This is a genomic window from Blastococcus sp. SYSU D00868 (assembly GCF_054050575.1).
The window spans coordinates 12,685-36,190 of sequence record NZ_JBJGZO010000014.1; the positions used below are offsets into that span (position 1 = coordinate 12,685).

Below are 23,506 nucleotides of genomic sequence, written 5' to 3' on the forward strand. Positions count from 1 at the left end.
CGTCGCGCCGCGGACGGGGCCGCGCGCGACCGACGGTAGATTGGAGCCCCGTGACCCCGACCGCGCCCGGGGCGGCGCCCCGGCCCGCGGGCGCCGCGCCGCTGCCCCTCTCCGCGCTCGCCGACCTCGTCGGCCCGCCCGTGCAGGGCGACCCGGCGACCGAGCTCACCGGCGTCACCCTCGCCTCCGGCGACGTCCGCCCGGGGGACCTGTACGCCGCGCTGCCCGGCGCCCGCACGCACGGCGTCCGGTTCGCCGCCGACGCCGCCGCCCGCGGCGCCCGCGCGCTGCTCACCGACCCCACCGGTGAGGACGACGCCCGCGCCACCGGCCTGCCGGTCTGCGTGACCGCCGACCCGCGCGCCGTGCTGGGCGACGTCGCCGCCCGCGTCTACGGCGAGCCGGCGCGGCGGCTGCAGGTCATCGGCATCACCGGCACCAACGGCAAGACGACGACGGCCTACCTGGTCGAGGCGGGGCTGGCAGCCGCCGGCCGCGGCGCGGGGCTGATCGGCACCGTGCAGACCCGCACCCGGCTGCCCGGCGCCGAGCCGGTCGCCGTGCCCAGCGTGCGCACCACGCCCGAGGCGCCCGCCCTGCACGCGCTGCTGGCCGGCATGGCCGCTTCCGGCGTCGAGGCCGTGGTCATGGAGGTGTCCAGCCACGCGCTGGTGCTCGGCCGCGTCGGCGGCGTGCCGTTCGCCGCGGCCGGGTTCACCAACCTCAGCCAGGACCACCTGGACTTCCACCGCGACCTCGAGGACTACTTCCTCGCCAAGGCCCGGCTCTTCGACGGCCGCGCCGCCGTCGAGGTGGTCGACGTGGACGACCCGCACGGCCGCCGGCTGACCGGCATGCTGGCCGGACGGCGGGCGGTCACCGTCGCGAGCACCGGCGAGCACCCGGCCGACTGGACGGCGTCGGACGTGACCACCGCCCCCGACGGCGGCTCGGACTTCACCCTGCACGGCCCCGGCGGCCTGTCCTGGCCCGCGCACGTGCGGTTGCCCGGCCGGTTCAACGTGGCCAACGCGGTCATGGCCGTCGCGCTGCTGGACGCCGTCGGCGTCCCCGTGGAGACGGCGCTGACCGGCGTGGCCGGGACGGTCGTGCCTGGCCGGATGGAGCCCGTCGACGCCGGCCAGCCGTTCGTCGCCGTCGTCGACTACGCGCACACCCCCGACGCGGTCGCCACCGCCCTGGCCGCGCTCCGCGGCGCCACCCGGGGGCGGGTCATCACCGTGCTCGGCTGCGGCGGGGACCGCGACCCGGGCAAGCGGCCGGCGATGGGCGCGGCCGCCGCCGCGGGCAGCGACCTGCTCGTGGTCACCGACGACAACCCGCGGTCGGAGGACCCGGCCGCGATCCGCGCCGCGATGCTGGCCGGCGTCCCGGCCGGCCGCCGCGACGCGGTGCTGGAGATCGGCGACCGGCGGGCCGCGATCGCCGAGGCGGTCGCCCGGGCCCGCCCGGGGGACACGGTGCTGGTGGCGGGCAAGGGACACGAGACGGGCCAGGAGGCCGCCGGAGTGGTGACGCCGTTCGACGACCGCGAGGTGCTGCGCGAGGCGCTGGGCACCGTCTCCGGCGGGGCCGGCCGGGTCGGCGCCCCGTGATCGCGCTGACCCTGGCCGAGGTCGCGCAGGCCGCCGGCGGGCGGCTCGCGTCCGGGGACCCCGCCGCCGCCGTGACCGGCGCGGTGACCATCGACTCGCGCACCGTCGCCCCCGGCGACCTGTTCGTCGCCCTGCCCGGCGAGCGGGTCGACGGGCACGACTTCCTCGTCGCCGCGGCCGCCGCCGGCGCCGTCGCCGCCCTGACCACCCGCCCGGACGACGCCCTGCCCTGCGTGGTCGTCGACGACCCCGTCGCGGCCCTGGGCCGGCTGGCCGGCGCCGTTCACGCCCGGCTGGTCGAGGGCGGGCTGGTCACCCTCGGCATCACCGGGTCGTCGGGCAAGACGTCGACCAAGGACCTGCTGGGCCAGGTGCTCGCCGCCGGGGGCCCGACGGTGAGCCCGCCCGGGTCGTTCAACAACGACATCGGCCTGCCGCTGACCGTGCTGTCCGCCGGCGCCGACACCCGCTTCCTCGTGCTGGAGATGGGCGCGCGCGGCGTCGGCCACATCGCCCGGCTGTGCGCGGTGGCCCGGCCGCGCATCGGCGTCGTCCTCAACGTCGGCTCGGCGCACCTGGGCGAGTTCGGCTCGCCCGAGGGCACCGCGCGGGCCAAGGGCGAGCTGGTGGAGGCGCTGCCCGCCGAGGGCACCGCCGTGCTCAACGCCGACGACCCCCGCGTGATCGGCATGGCCCCGCGCACCCGCGCCCGGGTGGTCACCACCGGCCGCGGGGCGGACGCCGACGTGCGGGCCACCGCCGTCGCCCTGGACGCCGAGGGCCGGGCCTCCTTCACGCTGACCGCCGGCGCCGAGGAACACCCGGTCGCGCTGCAGGTGGTCGGCGAGCACCAGGTCGCCAACGCGCTCTCGGCCGCCGGCGCCGCGCTGGCCGCCGGCATGACCCCCGCCGCGGTCGCCGCCGCGCTGTCGGCCGCGCAGGTGCGCAGCCGCTGGCGGATGGAGGTCACCCGCCGGCCCGACGGCGTCACCGTCGTCAACGACGCCTACAACGCCAACCCCGAGTCGATGCGGGCCGCGCTCGCCGCGCTGACCGGCATGGCCGGCACCCGCCGGATCGCCGTCCTCGGCGCGATGGGGGAGCTGGGCCCGGCCGCGGCCGACGAGCACGAGCGGCTCGGCCGCGACGCGGTCGCCGCCGGGGTCGAGATCGTCGTGGCCGTCGGCCCCGATGCGGTAGGGATAGCGACGGGTGCCCGCGCCGCGGGCGCCCGGGACGGAGAGGGATCGGTGCACGTGCCGGACCGGGCTGCCGCCCGCGCGCTGCTGACGGAGGTGCTCGTGCCCGGCGACGTCGTGCTGGTCAAGGCCAGCCGCGCCTACGGGCTGGAGCTGCTGGCCGCCGACCTGCTGGGCGGGGCCACCGCGTGAAGTCCGTCCTCATCGCCGGCGCCTTCGGCCTGGTGATCTCCATCCTGCTCACGCCCCTGGCGGTGCACCGGTTCCGCCGGCTGGGCTTCGGCCAGGAGATCCGCGACGACGGCCCCGAGACGCACCTGTCGAAGAAGGGCACGCCCACCATGGGCGGCACCGTCATCGTCGGGGCCACGGTCGGCGGCTACCTGATCGCGCACCTGTTCCTGCTCGGGCAGGAGGGCCGCGGGGTCACCGCCACCGGGCTGCTGCTGCTGTTCCTCATGGTCGGGCTGGGCACGGTCGGCTTCCTCGACGACTACCTCAAGATCCGCTACCGGCGCAGCCTGGGGCTGAACAAGACCGCCAAGCTGGTCGGCCAGCTCGTCGTCGGCCTGACCTTCGCGATCCTGGCGATCAACTTCCCGTCCGACGGCGTCACCCCGGCCTCCACCTGGGTCTCCTACGTCCGCGACATCGCCCCGCTGGCGCTGGGCCCGGTGCTGTTCGTGGTGCTGGCCTACCTGTTCATCGCCGGCTTCTCCAACGCGGTGAACCTCACCGACGGCCTGGACGGGCTGGCCGCCGGCGCCTCGGCGATGGTCTTCGGCTCCTACGTCGTCATCTCCTTCTGGCAGTTCACCCACGACTGCTCCACCGCCGCCGTCGAGGGCTGCTACGAGGTGCGCGACCCGCTCGACGTCACCCTCGTCGCGGTCGCCGCGATGGGCGCCTGCCTGGGCTTCCTGTGGTGGAACACCAGCCCCGCGCGGATCTTCATGGGCGACACCGGCTCGCTGGCCCTCGGCGGCCTGCTGTCGGGGCTCGCCATCGTCACCCGCACCGAGCTGCTGCTGGTCGTGCTCGGCGGCCTGTTCGTGGCCGTGACGCTGTCGGTGGTGATCCAGGTGGCCTTCTTCCGCGCCACCCGGCGCCGGGTGTTCCGGATGGCCCCGCTGCACCACCACTTCGAGCTGGCCGGCTGGGCGGAGAACACCGTCATCGTCCGGTTCTGGCTGGTGACCGGCATGGCGGTCGCCTTCGGGCTGGGCCTCTTCTACGCCGACTGGCTGTCGTTCACCGGCCTGTGACGAAGGGCCACCCTTCCCCCCACGCCTCGCAGGCTCGGCGCGGGCCCCTGGAGGGTGGCCCGAGTCCCGCGGGTCACACGCAACCCACGCGACACGCCCGGCGGCTGCCGCCCGCGGCGGCGGGCAGCGGCGACGATGACGGGATGGACCCCACCGCAGGTCGGGCCGCGGCCGGCCGTGCCCGCGCGGCGGCGCCCCCCACCCCGCCCGCCCGGGACCGGTCGGCGGCCCCCCGCCGCCTCCTCGCGCTCCCGGGCTGGCTCGACGGCCCGATGACCAGCTGCCACCTGGTGATCGGCGCGGCCGGGATGCTGCTGGCCATCGGCCTGGTCATGGTCTTCTCCGCCTCCGCGATCGAGGCCGCCCTCGCCGACCAGCCCGCCTGGCGGCCCGGCGTGGACCAGGTGGTCTTCGCCGTCATCGGCCTGGCCGCGCTGCTGGTCGCGGTGCGGCTGCCGACGGCGGTGCTGCGGCGGTGGGCCCCGGTCGCGCTGCTCGTCGTCCTCGGCCTGCTGCTGCTGGTCGCGGTCCCGGGCATCGGCACCGAGCTGAACGGCTCGCGGGCCTGGTTCGACCTGGGCTTCACCAACTTCCAGCCGTCGGAGGTCGCCAAGCTGGTCCTCGCCCTGTGGGGCGCCCACGTGCTGGCGCTGCGGGCGAGCTACCTGACCGTGAAGAGCCTGCTCGTGCCGCTCGTGCCCGTGTTCCTGGTCATGTGCGGGCTGCTCATGCTCGAGCCCGACTTCGGGGCGACGGTCACCCTCGGCCTCGTGCTGTGCGGCCTGCTGCTGGCCGCCGGCGCGCCGTGGCGGGTGTGGGCGGCCCTGTTCGGGTCGGCCGCCGTGGCGGTCGTCGGCCTCGTCGTCGTCGCGCCCTACCGGATGGAGCGCTGGACGTCGTTCCTCGACCCGTTCGCCGACCCCACCGACTCCGGCTTCCAGGCCATCCGCGGCTTCTACGCCCTGGCCACCGGCGGCTTCTGGGGCGTGGGCCTGGGCAACAGCGCGATGAAGTGGAACCTGCTGCCCGAGGCCGAGTCGGACTACATCTTCGCGATCATCGGCGAGGAGCTGGGCTTCCTCGGCTGCCTGGTGGTCGTCGCGCTCTACGGCGTGCTCGCCGCCGCCGGCTTCCGGATCGCCCGCCGCTCCGCCGACCGGTTCATCCAGCTGGCCAGCGTGGCCATCACCGTGTGGCTGGTCGGTCAGGCGGCGATGAACATGGGGTACGTGGTGGGTCTGGGTCCGGTCACCGGGGTGACGCTGCCGCTGGTCTCGGCCGGCGGCACCTCCCTGGTGCTCACGCTGTTCATCGTCGGGCTGCTCATCCGGTTCGCCCGCTCCGAGCCCGACGCGATCGAGTACCAGCGCGCCCGCGACCCCGGCCGGCTGGCCCGGCTGCTGCTGCCGGTGCCGGCGCACGCCGTCGACCCGGCCCGCCCGCGCAGCCGCCGCCGTCCCGAGGAGGGCACCCGCCCGGCCCGCCGGACCGCCGGCCCCGGCGCGCGCACCGTGGTGCGGGTGCCGCCGGCCGCGGCCGGCCACGCACCCGGCGCGCCCCGCGAGCGGGCCGTCCCGCCCCGGGAGCGGCGGACGACGACGGGCGACCGGCCGCGCGCCGGCGAGGCCCGGCGGCAGCCGCCGCCGCGGGCCCGCGCCGCGGCCCCCGACGCCCCGAGGAGACCCCGATGAGCGCCCCGGCGGGCCGCCCCGGCGGTCCGGTCAGCGTGGTGCTGGCCGGCGGCGGCACCGGCGGCCACATCGAGCCGATGCTCGCCCTGGCCGACGCCCTGCTGCGCCGGGCCGGCGCGGTGGACGGCGGCGTCCGCATCACGTGCCTGGGCACCGCCCGCGGGATGGAGACGAGGCTGGTCCCCGCCCGCGGCTACGACCTGCGGCTCATCCCGCCGGTGCCGCTGCCGCGCAAGCCGACGCCGGACCTGCTGCGGGTGCCCGGCCGGGTGCGCCGCGCCGTCCGGGAGACCCGGGCGCTGATGGTCGAGCTGTCCGCCGACGTCGTCGTCGGCTTCGGCGGCTACGTGGCGCTGCCGGCGTACCTGGCTGCCCGGAAGCGGCGGGGGTGGGCGGGGGTACCGGTGGTGGTGCACGAGCAGAACGCGCTGCCGGGGCTGGCCAACCGGATCGGCGCCCGGATCGCCGCCCGGGTCGCGGTGACCGTGCCCGGCACGCCGCTGCACCGGGCCGAGCACGTCGGCATGCCGCTGCGGACGGCGATCAGCTCGCTGGACCGCCCGGCCCGCCGGGCCGAGGCCCGCGCGGCCTTCGGCCTGGACCCCGACCGGCCCACCCTGCTGGTGTTCGGCGGGTCGCAGGGGGCGGCCTCGCTCAACCGCGCGGCCACCGGCGCCGCCGACGCGCTGACCGCCGCGGGGGTGCAGGTGCTGCACGCCCGCGGACCGAAGAACACCGACGTCACCGTGCCCGCCCGCGCCCCCGGGCAGGCGCCGTACGTGGTCGTGGACTACCTGGAGCGCATGGACCTCGCCTACGCCGCCGCCGACCTGGCACTCTGCCGGGCGGGCGCGGTGACCGTCGCGGAGCTGTCGGCGGTCGGCCTGCCCGCGGCGTTCGTGCCGCTGCCGATCGGCAACGGGGAGCAGCGCCGCAACGCGCTGCCCGTCGTGGAGGCCGGGGGAGGGCTGATCGTGGAGGACGCCGAGCTGTCCTCGGCGTGGATCGCCGACCGGCTGGTGCCGCTGCTGGCCGACCGGGCCGCCCTGGCCGGCTACGCGGCCCACGCCGCCGCGGCCGGGGTGCCGGACGCCGACGAGCGGCTGGCCGACATCGTGCTGGAGGTGGCGGGCCGATGAGCGCCGCGAAGACCACGGGCGAGCGAGCATCGCAGCGAGGAACGAGCGAGGAGCGGAACGAGCCCGGAGTCGAGCCATGAGCGCCGCGGCCGTCGCGGCCTGGAAGGACCCGATCCCGGCGCTGGCCGACCTGGGCGCCGTCCACTTCGTCGGGATCGGGGGTGCCGGCATGAGCGGCATCGCCCGGATCATGCTGGCCCGCGGGGTGCCGGTGTCGGGGAGCGACCGGCGGGACACCCCGACGCTGCTCGCCCTGCGCGCGCTCGGCGCCCGGGTGGCGGTCGGCCACGCCCCGGAGCACCTCGGCGACGCCGACACCGTCGTCGTCTCCACGGCGATCCGGGAGGACAACCCGGAGCTCGCCGCGGCCCGGCAGCGGGGCCTGCGCGTGCTGCCCCGCGCGGTGGCGCTGGCCGCCGTCATGGCCGGCCGGCGCAGCGTCGCGGTGGCCGGCACCCACGGCAAGACCTCGACCACCTCGATGCTCACCGTCGCCGTGCAGGCCTGCGGCGCCGACCCCTCCTTCGCCATCGGCGGCGACCTCAACGAGTCGGGGAGCAACGCCCACGCCGGGGAGGGCGACGTGTTCGTCGCCGAGGCCGACGAGAGCGACCGCTCGTTCCTGCTGCTGGCCCCGCACGGCGCGATCGTCACCAACGTCGAGGCCGACCACCTGGACAACTACGGCGACCTGGCCGCGGTCGAGGAGGCCTTCGACCGGTTCCTCGGCACGCTGCCGCCCGAGGGATTCGTCGTCCTGTGCGCCGACGACCCCGGCGCCGCGCGGCTGCGCGGCGTGCCCACGCCGGCGCGGGTGCGCACCTACGGCACCGCCGCGGGCGCCGACCTGCGGATGGTCGACGTCGAGGTGGGCAGCGAGACGACCGCGTGGACCGCGGTCCTGGACGGCGAGGTGCTCGGCCGGGTGTCGATCCGGGTCCCCGGCGAGCACATGGCCCGCAACAGCGCCGCGGCGCTGCTGGCCGGCCTGGAGCTGGGGCTGCCCGCCGACTGCCTGGTCGCCGGGCTCGGCCGGTTCGGCGGCGTGCACCGCCGCTTCGAGCTCAAGGGCGTCGCCGGGGGCGTGCGGGTCTACGACGACTACGCCCACCACCCGACCGAGGTGACCGCCCAGCTGCGCGCGGCGCGGGCGGTGGCGGGGGAGGGGCGCGTGGTCGTCGCCTTCCAGCCGCACCTGTACAGCCGGACCCGCGAGTTCGCGGCGGGCTTCGGCGAGGCGCTGGGCCTGGCCGACGAGGTCGTGGTGATGGACGTCTACGGCGCCCGCGAGGACCCGGTGCCCGGCGTGACCGGCGCGATGGTCGCCGACGCCGTCCCGCTGCCGGCCGGGCGCGTGCACTTCGAGCCCTCCTGGTCGGCCACGGCGCCGGCGCTGGCCGGGCGCGCCCGCCCCGGCGACCTGGTGATCACCATGGGCGCCGGGAACGTCTCGATGGTCGGGCCCGAGGTGCTCGCCGCGCTCGCCGCCCGCGAGGCCGGCACGGCCCCGTCCCCCGGCTCCGCGTCCCCCGGCTCCGCGTCCCCCGGCTCCGCGTCCCCCGGCTCCGCGTCCCCCGGCTCGCCGCCCGGCGGCCCGGCCCCGTCCCGGTGAGCCGGGCCGCCACCACCCGGGACCGGGCCGCGCGCGGCGCCGAGGCCGGGCGCGGGGCGGCCCGGCCCGCCCGCCGCCCGCGCCGGGTGCTTCCGGCCGACCCGCGCCGCCGGCTGGCCGTGCGGATCGGCCTGGTGCTCACCGCCGTCGCCGTCGCGGCGTGGGTCGTGTGGGGCAGCCCGCTGCTCGCGGTCGCCACGGTGCGGGTGGACGGCGCCGGCTCCCTCACCGCCGACCAGGTGCGCGCCGCCGCGGGGGTGGCCGAGGGGACGCCGCTGCTGCGGGTCGACACCGACGCCGCCGCCGCCCGGGTGGCCCGGCTGCCCCAGGTGGCGTCGGTGCAGGTGACCCGCGGCTGGCCGCAGACGGTCGTGATCACCGTGGCGGAGCGGGTGCCGGTCGCCGTCGTCGAGCAGGCGGGCACGCGCTCGCTGGTCGACGCCGCCGGGGTGCTCTTCGACACGGTCACCGGCGAGCCGCCCACCGGGGTGGTGCCGCTGGAGGTGGCGGCGCCGGGGCCCGAGGACGCGGCCACCCGCGCCGGGCTCGCCGCGCTGGTGGAGCTGCCCCGCGACGTCCGCGCGCAGGTGGCGGCCGTCGCCGCCCCGTCGGCGAACGAGGTGACGCTGACCCTGACCGACGGCACCACCGTCCTGTGGGGCAGCGCCGAGGACTCCGCGGAGAAGGCCGACGTGCTGGTGGCGCTGCTCGGCCAGCTGGCCTCCGGCGCGCTCGAGCCGGCGGACACCATCGACGTCAGCGCGCCGTCGGCCGTCGTCCTGCGCTGATCCCGCGCCCCACCGGGCAACACCGCACTCCCGCCCCGGGTAGATGGGCACTCCTTCCCCGGGCAGGAGAGCACCTCTGGACCGGGCAACAGGGCCCTTCTGCGCGGAGGCGGCCCCGACACGCCCCGGCGCGCGACACGCCCGGGCCGGAAACCGATCTGCGCAGACCTGCGCCGCGGCGTGTCGGCCGGGTGCAGCCGCACATGAGACGGATCGCCCGCGGGTCGTCACGATCAGTGGTGTCGATGTGACCACCGGGTCGCCGGTGCTTCGTGGGATCCCGCCGATGCGACACGCCGCGCCGGTGGCGGTGCTTGTAGCGCCCCTCCGGGCCCACCTAACTTCGTCCGCGTCGACCCAGTTGACATAACTATAAGGCTTTACTTGAGGATGAGGGTCGAGGTCGGGAGCCCCACATGACACCTCCGCACAACTACCTCGCGGTCATCAAGGTCGTCGGCATCGGCGGCGGCGGGGTGAACGCGGTCAACCGGATGATCGAGGTCGGCCTGAAGGGGGTCGAGTTCATCGCCATCAACACCGACGCCCAGGCGCTGCTGATGAGCGACGCCGACGTCAAGCTCGACGTCGGCCGCGAGCTCACCCGCGGCCTGGGCGCCGGCGCGCAGCCCGACGTCGGGCGGCAGGCCGCCGAGGACCACCGCGAGGAGATCGAAGAGGTGCTCAAGGGCGCCGACATGGTCTTCGTGACCGCCGGCGAGGGCGGTGGCACCGGCACCGGCGGCGCGCCCGTCGTCGCGTCGATCGCCCGCAAGCTCGGCGCGCTGACGATCGGCGTCGTCACCCGCCCGTTCTCCTTCGAGGGCAAGCGGCGGGCCGTGCAGGCCGAGTCGGGCATCGAGGAGCTGCGCAACGAGTGCGACACGCTCATCGTGATCCCCAACGACCGGCTGCTGCAGCTCGGCGACCGCAACGTGAGCGTCATGGACGCCTTCCGCACCGCCGACCAGGTGCTGCTCTCCGGTGTCCAGGGCATCACCGACCTGATCACCACGCCCGGCCTGATCAACCTGGACTTCGCCGACGTCAAGTCGGTCATGTCCGGCGCGGGCTCGGCGCTGATGGGCATCGGCAGCGCCCGCGGCGACAACCGGGCGCTGCTGGCCGCGGAGCAGGCGATCGCCAGCCCGCTGCTGGAGGCCTCGATGGAGGGCGCCCACGGCGTGCTGCTGTCGATCTCCGGCGGGTCGGACCTGGGCCTGTTCGAGATCAACGAGGCCGCCTCGCTGGTCTCCGACGCCGCGCACGCCGACGCCAACATCATCTTCGGCGCCGTGATCGACGACGCCCTCGGTGACGAGGTGCGGGTGACCGTCATCGCCGCCGGCTTCGACAGCGGCCGGCCCAGTGCCCGCAAGGACACCGGCCTGTCCACGGTGACCACGGCCCCGCCCGCGGCCCCGGCGGCCCAGCGGCCGGCGCCGGCCCCGCAGCCGATCCGCCCGGTCGCCCCGGCGGCCACGGGGGAGCGGCTCGTCGGCCAGGTCCCGTCGGCCGCACCGGCCCCCGCGCCCGCGGCGCCGGCCCCCGTCCGCCCCGGCGCTCCCGCGGCCGGCGGCATCACCGTCCCGCCGCTGCCGCCGATCCCCGGCCCGGTGTCCGCGAGCGCCGGCCGGCGGCCGCTGTCGAGCGAGGACTTCGAGGAGGAGCTCGACATCCCGGAGTTCCTGCGCCAGTGACGGACGCCGTCCCGCCGGCCGCCCCCTCGGCGGTGCGACCCCGCCGGGTCGTCACCGACCGGCGGGGCGGCCGGTCCGCGTCGCCCTACGACACGTTCAACCTCGGCGCGCACGTCGGCGACGACCCGGCCGCCGTCGCCGCCAACCGCGAGCGGCTCGCCCGCGAGCTCGCCGTCCCGGCCGACCGGCTGGTCTGGATGGACCAGGTGCACGGCACCGGCGTCGCGGTCGTCGACGGCCCGGTCGACGGCCCGCTGCCGGCCACCGACGCGGTCGTCACCGCGACCCCCGGCCTGGTGCTGTGCGTGCTCGTCGCCGACTGCGTGCCGATCCTGCTCGCCGACTCCGACCGGGGGATCGTCGCGGCCGTACACGCCGGCCGCGAGGGCGTCCGGCGGGGCGTCGTCCCGGCCGCGCTGTCGGCGATGGCCAGCCTCGGGGCCCGCGCCCGGCACGTGAGCGCGCTGCTCGGCCCCGCGGTGTGCGGGGCCTGCTACGAGGTGCCCGCCGCCATGCAGACCGAGGTCGCCCGCGTCGCGCCCGCCGCGGCGGTCCCCACCCGCCGGGGGACGCCGGGCCTGGACCTGCGCGCCGGGGTCGAGGAGATCCTCCGCCGGGCCGGCATCCCCGAGGTCGTGCACGACCCGCGCTGCACGGTCGAGGACCCCACGCTGTTCTCCCACCGCCGCGACGGCGTCACCGGCCGCCAGGCGGGCGTGGTCTGGCTCGGCTGACGCCGGGCCCCGCGGACCCCGCGGCGGCGCCCCCGTCGGCGGGACGCGCGGCGCGGGGGAGGATCGGCGGCATGAGCGCGCTCGCCGAGAACCTGCGCGCGGTCCGCGCCCGGATCGACGCCGCCGCGCGGGCGGTCGGGCGCGACCCCGCCTCGGTCGGCCTGCTCGCGGTCAGCAAGACGTTCCCGGCCGACGACGTCCGGGCGCTGGCGGAGCTCGGCCAGCGCGACTTCGGCGAGAACCGCGCGCAGGAGCTGACGACCAAGGCGGCCGCGCTGACCGACGTCGACCTGCGCTGGCACTTCGTCGGCCAGCTGCAGCGGAACAAGGCGACCGCGGTGGCCCGGCTGGGCGCCGTCGTGCACTCCGTCGACCGCGCCGTCCTCCTCGGGCCGCTCGGCCGGGTCGGCGCCGAGACCGGCCGGCCGGTCGGGGTGTACCTGCAGGTCGACCTCGGCGGGCCGGCCGGGGAGCTCGCCGCCCGGGGCGGCGCCGCGCCGGACGACGTCCCGGCCCTGGCCGACGCGGCCGCGGCCACCGAGGGCGTGCGCCTGCTCGGGCTCATGGCGGTGGCGCCGCGCGACGAGGAGCCCGCGGCGGCCTTCGCCCGGCTCGCCGGCGTCGCCGAGCGGCTGCGCGCCGACCACCCGGAGGCCACGGGTCTGTCCGCCGGGATGAGCGGGGACCTGGAGGCCGCGGTCGCCGCCGGCAGCACGCTCGTGCGTGTCGGTACCGCGATCTTCGGCAGCCGGCCCCTACCCTCCCCGTCAGATGCGGCTCACCAGCCACGCGAGTCACACCAGTCACACGGACCCCAGCGGTCCGAGTAGAGGGGGAGGTCCGATGGCCGGAGCCATGCGGAAGATGGGCATCTACCTCGGGCTCGTCGAGGACGACGACGCCCGCGCCTACGGCCGGTACGACGCCCGTTCGTCCGACGACCGCTACGACGACCGCCGCTACGGCCGCTACCTGCCCGAGGACGGCTACGACGACGGGCACCTCGACGGCCGTGAGGAGCGCTACGACTACTACGAGGAGGAGTTGCCGGCCCCCGAGCCGCAGCCCGCACCCGAGCCGGTGACCCTCCGCCGCGCCGGGTCGACCCGCAACCTGGGCCTCGCGCCCGCGGCGGGCTCGACGGCCGCGAGCCGGGTCTCGTCGGCCGGCGGGGCGGCCGCGGCCGTGCGCGAGCCCGTGGCGGCCGCCGCCCCCGCGCCGGCGCCCGAGCCCGCCCCCGTGCCGCAGCCCTACCGGATCACCACCCTGCACCCGCGCACCTACAACGAGGCCCGCCAGATTGGCGAGAGCTTCCGCGACGGCATGCCGGTGATCATGAACCTGACGGAGATGGACGACGCCGACGCGAAGCGTCTCGTCGACTTCGCCGCGGGCCTGTCCTTCGGGCTGCGCGGTAGTATCGAGCGCGTCACGGCGAAGGTGTTCCTGCTCAGTCCGCGGGACGTCGACGTGACGGCCGAGGACAAGGCGAAGATCCGCGAGGGCGGCTTCTTCAACCAGTCCTAGGCGCCGCCGGCCGCCGTGGCCGGTGGTCGGCGCGGCACGTCGGTGCCCCTGGACGAGCGAGGACCGTGGCTCTCTTCTGGACGATCGTGTCGTCGGTGCTGCTCGTCTTCCTCGTGCTCATGTTCGCGCGGTTCGTCGTCGACTGGGTCATGGTGCTGGCCCGCAGCTGGCGCCCGTCGGGCCTGGTCGCGGCCGGTCTCGAGGTGGTCTACGCGACCACCGACCCGCCGCTGAAGGCCGTCCGCAAGGTGATCCCCCCGCTGAACCTGGGCGCCATCCGCCTGGACCTCGGGTTTATGGTGCTCCTGATCGCCGTGTACATCCTGCGCAGCATCACGAGGCAGTTGGCCATCACCGCATGAGTGCCGATCTGCGCCGTCCGCGGCGTCGCCGCGCGTCGGGCGGCAATCGCCGCCGCTCGTCCGAGAACGTCCCTGTTCCCGCCGTCCGACCCGAGGTGAGCTAGGTGCCACTCACTCCCGCCGACGTCCACAACGTCGTCTTCAAGAAGCCCCCGATCGGCAAGCGGGGCTACGACGAGGACGAGGTGGACGCCTTCCTCGACGTGGTCGAGGCGGAGCTCGCCCGGCTGATCGAGGAGAACAACGAGCTGCGCGCCGGGGCCCGCGGCCCGGCGACCGTCGTCGAGCAGCAGCCCGCCCCGGCGCCGGCCCCCGTGCAGGCGCCCCCGCCGCCGCCGGCCGCCGCGCCGCGCGAGGACGACAGCGCCCGCGCCTCGCGGATGCTGGCCCTGGCCACTGAGACGGCCGACCGGTACGTCAACGAGGCCAAGGCGCAGGCCGACGAGATGGTCGCCAGCGCCAAGACCACCAGCGACCGCATGGTGACCGACGCCCGCGCCAAGAGCGAGCAGATGGTCAGCGAGGCCAAGATGCGCGCGGACACCATGATCTCCGACGCCCGCACCCGGGCCGAGACCATGGAGCGCGAGGCCCGCGCCAAGGCCGCCGCGCTCGAGCAGGACGCCGAGCGCCGGCACGCCGAGGTCGTCAGCGGCCTGGAGCAGAAGCGCACCAGCCTCGAGCGGAAGATCGAGGAGCTGCGCACCTACGAGCGCGAGTACCGCACCCGCCTGCGGTCCTACCTGGAGTCGCACCTGCGCGACCTGGACGGCCGCGGCTCCGCCGAGCCGGCGCCGGCGGGCCGGCAGAACCAGCACGCCAGCGCGTAGCAGCGAGCACCCAGGACGCCCCGCCGTCCCCGAGGGCCCCCGGACCGCTTCGGTCCGGGGGCCCTCGCGCGTGGGCGTCGGGGCGCGATCCGGGTGTGTCCGCGGCTACAGTTCAGCGGTGATCTTGGCGGCCGGACTGCTGGTGCTCGCGGGGCTGGGCCTGTTCGTGGGCGGCCTCGCGACCGGGACGACGAGCTTCTACTGGGGCTGCGTGGCCTGCTGCGCGGCCGCCGCGGTCCTGCTGATCGCGGTGCGGCTGCGGCCGGGGACGCGGGTGGCGCCGGCCGCCGAGCGGCGGGCCGCCGACGACCGGGCGGTCGCCGCGCGGAAGGCGACGCCCGCGGGGACGACCGCGGAGGGGAAGGCGACCGCGGGGGAGGCAACCGCGGCGGGGGCGGCCACCCCGGCGGCCCCCGCCGAGGACGACGCGCCCACCGGCCGGCACGCCCGCCACGCCGTGGCACCGGACGCCACGGACGACACCGCGCAGGACACCGCGGAGGACCCCGCGCCCGCCGAGGGCGGGTCCGGCGCCACGCCCGCCACGCCGCCCGCCGCCACGCCGCCCGCCGCCTCGCCGGCCGAGCCACCGCCCGTCGAGCCGCCGCCCGCCGCGGCCCGGGTCGCGAGCCGCCACGCCGCCGGCCCGGCCGCGCTGGACGGCGGCGACCCCGGCGAGGAGGACGTCGAGGTCACCGACCTGCTGATGGTCGTCGACATGCGCGACGAGGTGCTCGTCGTCGACGAGCACCCCCGCTACCACCTGGCCGAGTGCGCCTGGCTGCGCGGCCGCGCCACCATCCCGCTGCCCGTCACCGAGGCCCGCGCCGACGGTTTCACCCCGTGCGCCGTCTGCCGGCCCGACAGCCACCTGGCCGACCTGGCGCGCGCCCGCAAGGCCGCGAAGAAGTAGCGCGGGAGCCCGCCGCCCACCGGCCGCGGGCGATGAGTCCGGGGCCGCCGGGCCGTCCTCCCTGGGTACCGGCTGCCCGGCCCCAGAGCCCCCGGAGGACGCCATGGCCACCACGTCGGACCACCCCGCCACCGCGCTGCCCGGCCGCCCGCCCGTCGTCCACCTGGCCACCTGGCAGGCCGCCCGGGCGGAGCTGCTGGTCCGGGAGAAGGCCCACACCCGCGAGGGCGACGCGATCGCCGCGGCCCGCCGCCGGCTGCCGATGGTCGAGGTCGACGCCGCGACCGAGGTGGTCGGGGCCGCCGGGCCGGTGCCGTTCCTGGACCTCTTCCAGGGCCGCGAGGAGCTCGTCGTCTACCACTCCATGTGGTACGACGGCGCGCCGCCGCAGGGCCAGTGCGAGGGCTGCACCTTCACCCTGTGGCACCTGCGCGACGCCGCCTACCTGAACGCCCGCGGCGTCTCGTTCGCCGTCCTGACCTCGGGCCCGTGGGACGAGGTCGCCGCCTTCGTCCAGTTCATGGGCTACACCCAGCCCTGGCACTCGGTGCGGGGCGTCGAGGCGCCGATCGCCACCGCGGAGGGCCACCTCGTCTGCTACCTGCGCGACGGCGACCGGGCCTACCTCACGTACTCGACGACCGGCCGGGGCAACGAGCCGGCGGCCGGGACCTTCGGGCTGCTCGACATGACCCCCTACGGCCGCCGCGAGGCGTGGCAGGACGACCCCGAGGGGTGGCCGGAGGCCCCGGACGCCGGCTCGCCGGTCGGCGGGCACGGCGCACCGATCTGCTGGTACTGGCGGTCGGACGCCGGCGGGCACGCCACCTGGGGCCCGACCAGCCGGCCCGTGCCGCAGTGGACCCGCCCCGGCGCGACCCCCGTGACGACGCTCGGCCGGCACGGGGGCCACTCCTAGACCGGCGGGCTCAGCCGGCCCGGACCACCCAGAACCGCGAGTCGCCGGGGCCCTCGACGCCGGGCCCCTCGCCGGGGGTGCCGGCGTGCACGGCCACCGCGAGCACCTCGGCCGCCACCGAGTCGGCCTGCTCGGTCAGCGCCTGGGCGATCGCGCCCTCGCCGGTCCAGCGCAGCTCGATCCGGTCGCTCACGGCCAGCCCGGCGGCCTTGCGGGCCTCCTGCACCAGCCGCACGGCCTCGCGGACCAGCCCGGCGCGCTCGAGCTCCGGGGTGAGCGTCAGGTCCAGCGCCACGGTGAGCCCGCCGCCGCTGGCCACGGCCCAGCCCTCGCGCGGGGTCTCGGTGACGACCAGGTCGCCGTCCTCCAGGGCGACGGTCGCGCCGTCGACCTCGACCGACGCCGTCCCCGCCCGGTAGGCGGCCACCAGGTCGCGCGCGTCGACGGCGGCCACGGCCTTCGCCACCGCCTGCACCTGCTTGCCCAGCCGCCGGCCGACGGCGCGGAAGTCGATCTTCACGCTGACGTCGACCAGCCCGCCCTCGACGGCCGACAGCTCGGTGAGCTCCTGCACGTTGAGCTCGTCGGCGACCTCGGCGACCAGGTCCCGCGGCAGCTGCGCCCAGCCGGGGGCGGCCACCAGGGCCCGGGCCAGCGGCTGGCGGGTGCGGACCTTGGCCGAGGTGCGGGCCGAGCGGCCCAGCTCCACCAGCCGGCGGACCAGGGACACCTGCTCCACCAGCCGCGGGTCGCGGGCCTCGGCGTCCACCTGCGGCCAGGAGGCCAGGTGCACCGAGTCCACGGCGTCCGCGCGGCCGGGGCGCACCGCGCGCGTCCACACCTCCTCGGTGACGAACGGCGTGAACGGCGCCATGAGCCGGGTCAGCCCGTCGAGCACCTCGTGCAGCGTGCCCAGCGCGGCCGGGTCGCCGTCCCAGAAGCGGCGGCGGGAGCGGCGCACGTACCAGTTGGACAGGTCGTCGACGAAGGAGGCCAGCAGCCGGCCGGCGCCCTGGGTGTCGAAGTCCTCCAGCGCCGCGGTGACGCCCTCGGTGACCTCGGCCAGGGTGGCCAGCGCCCAGCGGTCCAGCAGCGGCCGCTCGACCCGCGGGGGAGCGGGGGTGGCGGCCGGGTCCCAGCCGTTGGTCTCCGCGTACAGGGTGAAGAAGCTCGCGGTGTTCCAGTAGGTCAGCAGGACCTTGCGGACCACCTCGGACAGCGTCTCGTGGCCCACCCGGCGGGCCGACCACGGCGAGCCGCCGGCCAGCATGAACCAGCGGACGGCGTCGGCGCCGTGCCGGTCCATCAGCGGGATGGGCTCGAGGATGTTGCCCAGGTGCTTGCTCATCTTGCGGCCGTCCTCCGCGAGGATGTGGCCCAGGCAGAGCACGTTCTCGTAGGAGCTCTGGTCGAACACCAGCGTGCCGACGGCCATGAGCGAGTAGAACCAGCCGCGGGTCTGGTCGATCGCCTCGCAGATGAACTGCGCGGGGTAGGCGGCCTCGAACTGCTCCTGGTTGCGGTACGGCGCGCCCCACTGCGCGAAGGGCATCGAGCCGGAGTCGTACCAGGCGTCGATGACCTGCGGCACCCGGCGGAAGGTGCCCTCCTCGCCGGGCAGCGTGAAGGTGACCTCGTCGATGAACGGCCGGTGCGGGTCGAGGCCGGACAGGTCGCGGCCGGTCAGCTCCGACAGCTCGGCCAGCGACCCGACGGCCACGACGCGGGTCGGGTCGGCGTCGTTGCGCCAGATCGGCAGCGGGGTGCCCCAGTACCGGTCGCGCGACAGCGCCCAGTCGACGTTGTTGTGCAGCCAGTCGCCGTAGCGGCCCCACTGGATGGTCTCGGGGTACCAGCGGGTCTTCTCGTTCTCCGCGAGCAGCCGGTCCTTGATCGAGCTGGTCCGGATGTACCAGGACGGCTGCGCGTAGTACATGAGCGGCGTGTGGCAGCGCCAGCAGTGCGGGTAGCTGTGCTCGTAGCGCTGCTCCCGCCACAGCACGCCGCGGCCCTGCAGGTCCTCCACCAGCGCCTCGTCGGCCACCTTGAAGAACCGGCCGCCGACCAGCGGGATGTCGGCCAGGAAGTGCCCGGTCGAGTCGATCGGGTTCACCACGGGCAGCCCGTAGCCGCGGCACACGGCGAGGTCGTCGGCGCCGAACGCGGGGGACTGGTGGACCAGCCCGGTGCCGTCGTCGGTGGTGACGTAGTCGGCGAGGACGACGTAGTGCGCGTCCTCCCCCTCGGGGAAGTCGACGATCTCGAACGGCCGCCGGTAGTGCACCCGCTCCCAGTCCCGGCCGGTGGTGCGGGCCAGCACCTCCCGCGGGGCGTCGGGGTCGAGGACGGCGTCGACCAGCGGCTCGGCGACGACGACGGTCGCCTCCCGGCCCTGGTGCTCGGTGCGGACGACGACGTAGGTCACGTCGGGGTGGACGGCGACGGCGGTGTTGGACGGCAGCGTCCACGGCGTCGTCGTCCAGATCAGCAGGTCGGCCCTCCCGGCCCACTCGCCGCTGGTGACCGGTAGGCGGACGTACACCGACGGGTCGGTGATCGACTCGTAGCCCTGGGCGACCTCGTGGTCGGACAGACCGGTGCCGCAGCGCGGGCAGTACGGGGCGACCCGGTGGTCCTCGGTCAGCAGGCCCTTCTCGAAGACCTGCTTGAGCGACCACCAGACGCTCTCGACGTAGTGCGGGTCCATCGTCCAGTAGGCGGTGGACATGTCGACCCAGTAGCCCATCCGGCGGGTGAGCTCGGAGAACGAGTCGACGTGCCGCAGCACCGACTCCCGGCACCGCTCGTTGAACTCCGCGATGCCGTACCGCTCGATGTCGGGCTTCCCGGCGAAGCCCAGCTCCTGCTCGACGGCGATCTCCACCGGCAGCCCGTGGCAGTCCCAGCCGGCGCGGCGCGGCACGTGCCAGCCCTGCATGGTCTTGAACCGCGGGAAGACGTCCTTGAACGCGCGGGCCTCGATGTGGTGGGTGCCCGGCCGGCCGTTGGCGGTGGGCGGGCCCTCGTAGAAGTTCCACTGCGGCCTGCCCTGGCTGTCCGCCAGGCTCCGGGCGAACACCTCCGCCTCCTCCCAGCGGCGCAGGACGTCGTGCTCCAGGGCGGGCAGGTCGACCTGCGGGGGCAGTGCCCGGAAGGGCCCGGAGGACGCGGCGCGGGAGGGACCGGGAGAGCTCACACGCCCATTGTCCCCGAGGCGTCGAGCGCGATGTCCGCCGTGTCCGGGTCACCGGCGCCGGGCGGCGGCACGCGTACGGGACACTGCCCCCGTGCTGGGGGCCGGGCGGTGAACACGTCGGTCACCGTCGCGCTCGCCATCGGCTCGATCGTGGTGCTGGTCGCCGCGGTCGCGCTGCGGCTGGCCGACCGGCTGGGCCTGCCCAGCCTCCTGCTCTACCTCGCCCTGGGGGTCGCCCTGGGGGAGAGCGGCCTGGGCGTGCAGTTCGAGGACGTCGAGCTCACCCAGACCCTCGGCGTCGCCGCGCTCGTGGTCATCCTCGCCGAGGGCGGGCTGACCACCCGCTGGGCCGACGTGCGCCGGGCGCTGGGCCCGGGCATCGCGCTGTCCACGGTCGGGGTGGTGGTCAGCGTGGCCGTGACCGCCGCGGTCGCCGTCTGGCTGCTGGACCTCGACTGGCCGTTCGCCCTGCTGCTCGGCGCCGTCGTCAGCTCCACCGACGCCGCCGCCGTCTTCGCGACGCTGCGCCGGCTGCCGCTGCCGCGCCGGATGGTCGCGGCGCTGGAGGTGGAGAGCGGGCTGAACGACGCGCCGGTCATCCTCCTCGTCGTCGTCCTCGCCGAGCGGCTCACCGGCGGCGAGACGCACGTGTGGTGGGTGACCGCCGTCGAGGTGGTCGCCGAGCTGGTGGGCGGTGCGGTCATCGGGGTCGCCCTCGGCGCCGGCGGCGCGTGGCTGCTGCGCCGGTCGGCGCTGCCGCTGTCGGGGTTCTACCCGCTGGCCACCGTGGCGCTGTGCGTGCTGGCGTTCGCCTCGGCCGACCTGCTGCACGCGTCCGGGTTCGTCGCGGTCTACCTGTGCGGGCTGGTGCTGGGCAACGCGCCGCTGCCGCACCGCTCGGCGAGCATCGGGTTCGCCGAGGGCATGGCCTCGCTCGCCCAGATCGGGCTGTTCGTCCTGCTGGGCCTGCTCGCCTCGCCCGCCCGGCTGCTCGACGCCCTCGGCCCCGCGCTGCTCATCGGTGGTGCGCTGCTGCTCGTGGCCCGGCCGTTGTCGGTCGCCGCGAGCCTGGTGTGGTTCCGGATGCCGCCGGCGCAACTGGCCTTCATCTCGTGGGCGGGGCTGCGCGGCGCCGTCCCCATCGTCCTGGCGACGTTCCCCATCGCGGCGGGGGTGCCCCGGGCGACGACGGTGTTCGACACGGTGTTCGTGCTCGTCGTCGTCTTCACCCTCGTGCAGGGGAGGTCGCTGCCCTGGGTGGCGCGGCGGCTGGGCATCGCCGCGCCGGTCACCCCGCGCGAGGTGCAGGTCGAGGCCGCGCCGCTGGAGGAGCTGGACGCCGAGCTGATGCAGCTCACCGTGCCGGCCGGGTCCCGGCTGCACGGGGTCTACCTGCCCGAGCTGCGGCTGCCCGACGACGCCGCCGTCGTCCTCATCGTCCGGGACGGGCGGTCGTTCGTGCCCGACGCCACCACCCGGCTGATGCGCGGCGACCAGGCGCTGCTGGTCGCCGCCCGGCGCTCGCGGGCCGAGGCCGAGCGCCGGCTGCGGGCCGTCAGCCGCGCCGGCCGCCTCGCGAGCTGGCGCGGCGAGTCCGGCTCACCCACCGAGGCCGACTGAGCGGAGTCGCCGGGGAGGGGGGACCGTTCCCCGGCGAGTCCGCTCGGGCTCAGGCGACGAGCTCGAGGGTCTTCGTCGTCTCGGCGCGGACCTCGGCCAGCAGCGCCAGGTCCGTCGACAGGCTCCGGCCGTAGGAAGGGATCGCCTCCTGCAGCTTCGGCCGCCACGCGTCGACGTGCTGCGGGAAGCAGCGCTCCATCAGCGTCAGCATCGCCGAGACCGCCGTCGACGCGCCCGGGGAGGCGCCGAGCAGGCCGGCGATCGTGCCGTCGGCGCCGGTGATGAGCTCCGTGCCGAACTGCAGGACGCCCTTGCCGGTGGCCGGGTCCCGCTTGATGACCTGCACCCGCTGCCCGGCGGTGATCATGTCCCAGTCGCCCTGCTCCGCCAGCGGGACGAAGCCCTGCAGCGTGCGGTGCCGCGCGGCGCGGGACTGCAGGAGCTCGCCGATCAGGTACTTGGTCAGCGCCAGCTCGGTGCGGGCCACCCCGAGCATCGAGCCCAGGTTGTTCGGCTTCACCGACAGCGGCAGGTCGAACATCGACCCGGCCTTGAGGAACTTGGGCGACCAGCCCGCGTACGGCCCGAACAGCAGCGAGTACTCGCCGTCGACCAGGCGCAGGTCCAGGTGCGGCACCGACATCGGCGGGGCGCCGACGGCGGCCTGGCCGTACACCTTCGCCTGGTGCCGGGCGACCAGCTCGGGGGAGCGGGTGCGCAGGAACTCCCCGCTCACCGGGAAGCCGCCGAAGCCGCGGATCTCCGGGATCGCGGCCTTCTGCAGCAGCGGCAGCGCGCCGCCGCCGGCGCCGACGAACACGAAGCGCGCGCGCACGGTGCGGTGCTCGCCGGTGACGACGTCCGTGACCGTGACCGTCCACCGGCCGTCGTCGCGGCGCTCGAGGTCGGTCACCCGCTGGTCGACGTGCACGTGCACCCCGCGGGTCTCGGCGTCGGCCAGCTGCAGCCGGGTGAGGGCGCCGAAGTTGACGTCGGTGCCGGCGACGGCGCGGGTGCCGGCGACGACCTCGGCGGGGTCGCGGCCGGCCATCATCAGCGGCACCCACTCGGCGAACGTGGCCGCGTCGTCGGTGTACTCCAGGCCCTCGAACAGCGGGTGCGAGGCGAGGGCCGCGTACCGGTTGGCCATGTAGGCCCGGCCGTCCTCGCCGCTCACGAAGCTGATGTGCGGGACCGGGGTGATGAAGTCCTTCGGCGACCCGGTCAGCCCGTTGCGCACCAGGTGCGACCAGAACTGGCGCGACAGCTGGAACTGCTCGTTGATCGTGGCGGCCTTGGTGGCGTCCACCCGGCCGTCGGGCCCGGCGGGGGTGTAGTTCAGCTCGCACAGCGCGGCGTGCCCGGTGCCCGCGTTGTTCCACGGGTCGGAGCTCTCCCCGGCCACGGCCGGCCCCGACTCGAAGACGGTGATGCTCCAGTCGGGGGCGACGATGCCGAGCAGCGACGCGAGCGTCGCGCTCATGATGCCGCCGCCGACCAGCACTACGTCGGGGTCGGTGGCGGGGGCGAGCTGGGTGGACACGGTTGCCTTCCTGGCCGGTGAACGAGGTCCGACACCGACCATCGGCCTTCCGGGGCCCGGGTACGCCCCCTCGTCGGTGTGAGATGCGTCGTACCCGGCATGAGATGGATCACGCCGGGTCGGCCGAGCGGCCCCGGAGCGCCGTGGCGGCGCGGCCGGTCGACCCGCGCGGGCTATCGTCGGACGACCGTCCGGCCGGGTCGGCCAGACCCGGCGCCCCGAACCGAGGAGCGCGTGCTGTCCGCTGAGCCCGAGGACGCCCGCGACGACGGAACCGGAGACGCCGGCGCCGGGACCGCACCCGCGCGCCGCCCGCGGACCCGCCTGCTGCTGGCGATCGCGCTGGTGGTGCTGCTGCTGGACCTCGGCACCAAGCTGCTGGTGGTCGCCACCCTGGACCGCGGCGAGGACGTGCGGCTCCTCGGCGGCGCGCTGCACCTGACGCACGCCCGCAACACCGGGGCCGCCTTCTCCTTCGCCGAGGGCTTCACCGTCGTCTTCACGCTGATCGCGGCGGCCGTCGCCGTCGTCATCGTGCGCACCGCGCGGCGGCTGTTCTCCCTGGGCTGGGCCGTCGCCCTCGGCCTGGTGCTCGGCGGCGCGGTCGGCAACCTCGTCGACCGGGTGTTCCGCGACCCCGGCTTCCTGCGCGGCGGCGTCGTCGACTTCATCTCGGTGTTCGCGCCGGGCGGGGAGTTCTTCCCGATCTTCAACCTCGCGGACTCGGCGATCACCTGCGGCGGGATCCTGGGCGCGGTGCTCGCCCTGCGCGGCATCGAGTTCGACGGGTCCCGCGCCGGGGACGGCGAGCGCAGCGGCGACCGCGGCTGATGCCCGGCCGCGCCGCGTCCG

Annotated in this window: 19 protein-coding genes; 17 read left to right on the plus strand and 2 right to left on the minus strand. The window is 76.3% G+C overall.

The window, feature by feature from the left end:
* Positions 1-50: 50 nt before the first annotated feature.
* The 15 genes from ACI79F_RS13460 (at position 51) to ACI79F_RS13530 (ending at position 16,295) form a co-directional block, all read left to right on the plus strand.
* A complete protein-coding gene (locus ACI79F_RS13460) occupies positions 51-1,616 on the plus strand; it encodes a UDP-N-acetylmuramoyl-L-alanyl-D-glutamate--2,6-diaminopimelate ligase (protein ID WP_456547108.1) in 1,566 nt (521 codons plus the stop codon).
* The gene (locus ACI79F_RS13465) at positions 1,613-3,007 is read left to right on the plus strand and encodes a UDP-N-acetylmuramoyl-tripeptide--D-alanyl-D-alanine ligase (RefSeq protein ID WP_456547109.1); all 1,395 of its coding nucleotides are present in this window, start codon (positions 1,613-1,615) and stop codon (positions 3,005-3,007) included. The genes ACI79F_RS13460 and ACI79F_RS13465 overlap by 4 nt, the downstream gene beginning before the upstream one ends.
* Positions 3,004-4,080, plus strand: coding sequence for a phospho-N-acetylmuramoyl-pentapeptide-transferase (gene mraY, locus ACI79F_RS13470; RefSeq protein ID WP_456547110.1), 1,077 nt, complete (start codon positions 3,004-3,006; stop codon positions 4,078-4,080). Before ACI79F_RS13465 ends, mraY begins: the two co-directional genes overlap by 4 nt.
* A gap of 143 nt (positions 4,081-4,223) precedes the next feature.
* Positions 4,224-5,771: a putative lipid II flippase FtsW gene (gene ftsW / locus ACI79F_RS13475; RefSeq protein WP_456547111.1), complete on the plus strand. Its 1,548-nt coding sequence runs from the start codon at positions 4,224-4,226 to the stop codon at positions 5,769-5,771.
* Positions 5,768-6,910, plus strand: coding sequence for an undecaprenyldiphospho-muramoylpentapeptide beta-N-acetylglucosaminyltransferase (murG, locus tag ACI79F_RS13480; protein WP_456547112.1), 1,143 nt, complete (start codon positions 5,768-5,770; stop codon positions 6,908-6,910). Before ftsW ends, murG begins: the two co-directional genes overlap by 4 nt.
* Positions 6,911-6,986: 76 nt before the next feature.
* Positions 6,987-8,522 carry a UDP-N-acetylmuramate--L-alanine ligase gene (gene murC / locus ACI79F_RS13485; RefSeq protein WP_456547113.1) on the plus strand — a complete coding sequence of 512 codons (1,536 nt, stop codon included), beginning with the start codon at positions 6,987-6,989 and terminating at the stop codon, positions 8,520-8,522.
* Positions 8,519-9,310: a cell division protein FtsQ/DivIB gene (locus tag ACI79F_RS13490; protein ID WP_456547114.1), complete on the plus strand. Its 792-nt coding sequence runs from the start codon at positions 8,519-8,521 to the stop codon at positions 9,308-9,310. Before murC ends, ACI79F_RS13490 begins: the two co-directional genes overlap by 4 nt.
* A 416-nt stretch (positions 9,311-9,726) precedes the next feature.
* A complete protein-coding gene (ftsZ, locus tag ACI79F_RS13495; RefSeq protein ID WP_456547115.1) occupies positions 9,727-11,010 on the plus strand; it encodes a cell division protein FtsZ in 1,284 nt (427 codons plus the stop codon).
* Positions 11,007-11,744 (plus strand): peptidoglycan editing factor PgeF, encoded by a 738-nt coding sequence (gene pgeF, locus ACI79F_RS13500; RefSeq protein ID WP_456547116.1) that lies wholly within the window; start codon positions 11,007-11,009, stop codon positions 11,742-11,744. The genes ftsZ and pgeF overlap by 4 nt, the downstream gene beginning before the upstream one ends.
* Positions 11,745-11,815: 71 nt before the next feature.
* Complete coding sequence (locus tag ACI79F_RS13505; protein WP_456547117.1) at positions 11,816-12,574, plus strand: YggS family pyridoxal phosphate-dependent enzyme; 759 nt, start codon at positions 11,816-11,818, stop codon at positions 12,572-12,574.
* A gap of 13 nt (positions 12,575-12,587) precedes the next feature.
* On the plus strand, positions 12,588-13,271 hold the full coding sequence (locus ACI79F_RS13510) for a cell division protein SepF (protein ID WP_456547118.1): 684 nt from the start codon (positions 12,588-12,590) through the stop codon (positions 13,269-13,271).
* Between the two features lie 65 nt (positions 13,272-13,336).
* The gene (locus tag ACI79F_RS13515; RefSeq protein WP_456547119.1) at positions 13,337-13,633 is read left to right on the plus strand and encodes a YggT family protein; all 297 of its coding nucleotides are present in this window, start codon (positions 13,337-13,339) and stop codon (positions 13,631-13,633) included.
* A 104-nt stretch (positions 13,634-13,737) separates the two neighbouring features.
* Positions 13,738-14,463: a DivIVA-like cell division protein Wag31 gene (wag31, locus tag ACI79F_RS13520; protein WP_456547120.1), complete on the plus strand. Its 726-nt coding sequence runs from the start codon at positions 13,738-13,740 to the stop codon at positions 14,461-14,463.
* A gap of 118 nt (positions 14,464-14,581) precedes the next feature.
* Entirely contained in the window at positions 14,582-15,376 is a 795-nt protein-coding gene (locus ACI79F_RS13525) for a hypothetical protein (protein ID WP_456547121.1), read from the plus strand.
* 103 nt (positions 15,377-15,479) lie between these two features.
* Positions 15,480-16,295, plus strand: coding sequence for a DUF899 family protein (locus ACI79F_RS13530; protein ID WP_456547122.1), 816 nt, complete (start codon positions 15,480-15,482; stop codon positions 16,293-16,295).
* Between the two features lie 10 nt (positions 16,296-16,305).
* On the opposite strand, the gene ileS is transcribed toward ACI79F_RS13530, so the two are convergent.
* The gene (gene ileS, locus ACI79F_RS13535; RefSeq protein ID WP_456547123.1) at positions 16,306-19,491 is read right to left on the minus strand and encodes an isoleucine--tRNA ligase; all 3,186 of its coding nucleotides are present in this window, start codon (positions 19,489-19,491) and stop codon (positions 16,306-16,308) included.
* A gap of 108 nt (positions 19,492-19,599) precedes the next feature.
* Here ileS and ACI79F_RS13540 point away from each other — a divergent pair, with 108 nt between their 5' ends.
* Positions 19,600-21,111 (plus strand): potassium/proton antiporter, encoded by a 1,512-nt coding sequence (locus ACI79F_RS13540; RefSeq protein WP_456547124.1) that lies wholly within the window; start codon positions 19,600-19,602, stop codon positions 21,109-21,111.
* Between the two features lie 49 nt (positions 21,112-21,160).
* Here ACI79F_RS13540 and mqo read toward each other — a convergent pair whose 3' ends face one another.
* Positions 21,161-22,654 (minus strand): malate dehydrogenase (quinone), encoded by a 1,494-nt coding sequence (gene mqo, locus ACI79F_RS13545; protein ID WP_456547125.1) that lies wholly within the window; start codon positions 22,652-22,654, stop codon positions 21,161-21,163.
* A 234-nt stretch (positions 22,655-22,888) separates the two neighbouring features.
* Here mqo and lspA point away from each other — a divergent pair, with 234 nt between their 5' ends.
* Positions 22,889-23,485 (plus strand): signal peptidase II, encoded by a 597-nt coding sequence (gene lspA / locus ACI79F_RS13550; protein WP_456547126.1) that lies wholly within the window; start codon positions 22,889-22,891, stop codon positions 23,483-23,485.
* Positions 23,486-23,506: the final 21 nt, after the last annotated feature.

Excerpts from the sequence above, each read along its gene's own strand:
- ACI79F_RS13510 (WP_456547118.1), top strand. The coding sequence starts at position 12,588 with ATGGCCGGAGCCATGCGGAAGATGGGCATCTACCTCGGGCTCGTCGAG.
- murC (WP_456547113.1), top strand. The coding sequence starts at position 6,987 with ATGAGCGCCGCGGCCGTCGCGGCCTGGAAGGACCCGATCCCGGCGCTG.
- murG (WP_456547112.1), top strand. The coding sequence starts at position 5,768 with ATGAGCGCCCCGGCGGGCCGCCCCGGCGGTCCGGTCAGCGTGGTGCTG.
- ACI79F_RS13530 (WP_456547122.1), top strand. The coding sequence starts at position 15,480 with ATGGCCACCACGTCGGACCACCCCGCCACCGCGCTGCCCGGCCGCCCG.
- ACI79F_RS13505 (WP_456547117.1), top strand. The coding sequence starts at position 11,816 with ATGAGCGCGCTCGCCGAGAACCTGCGCGCGGTCCGCGCCCGGATCGAC.
- ftsZ (WP_456547115.1), top strand. The coding sequence starts at position 9,727 with ATGACACCTCCGCACAACTACCTCGCGGTCATCAAGGTCGTCGGCATC.
- ftsW (WP_456547111.1), top strand. The coding sequence starts at position 4,224 with ATGGACCCCACCGCAGGTCGGGCCGCGGCCGGCCGTGCCCGCGCGGCG.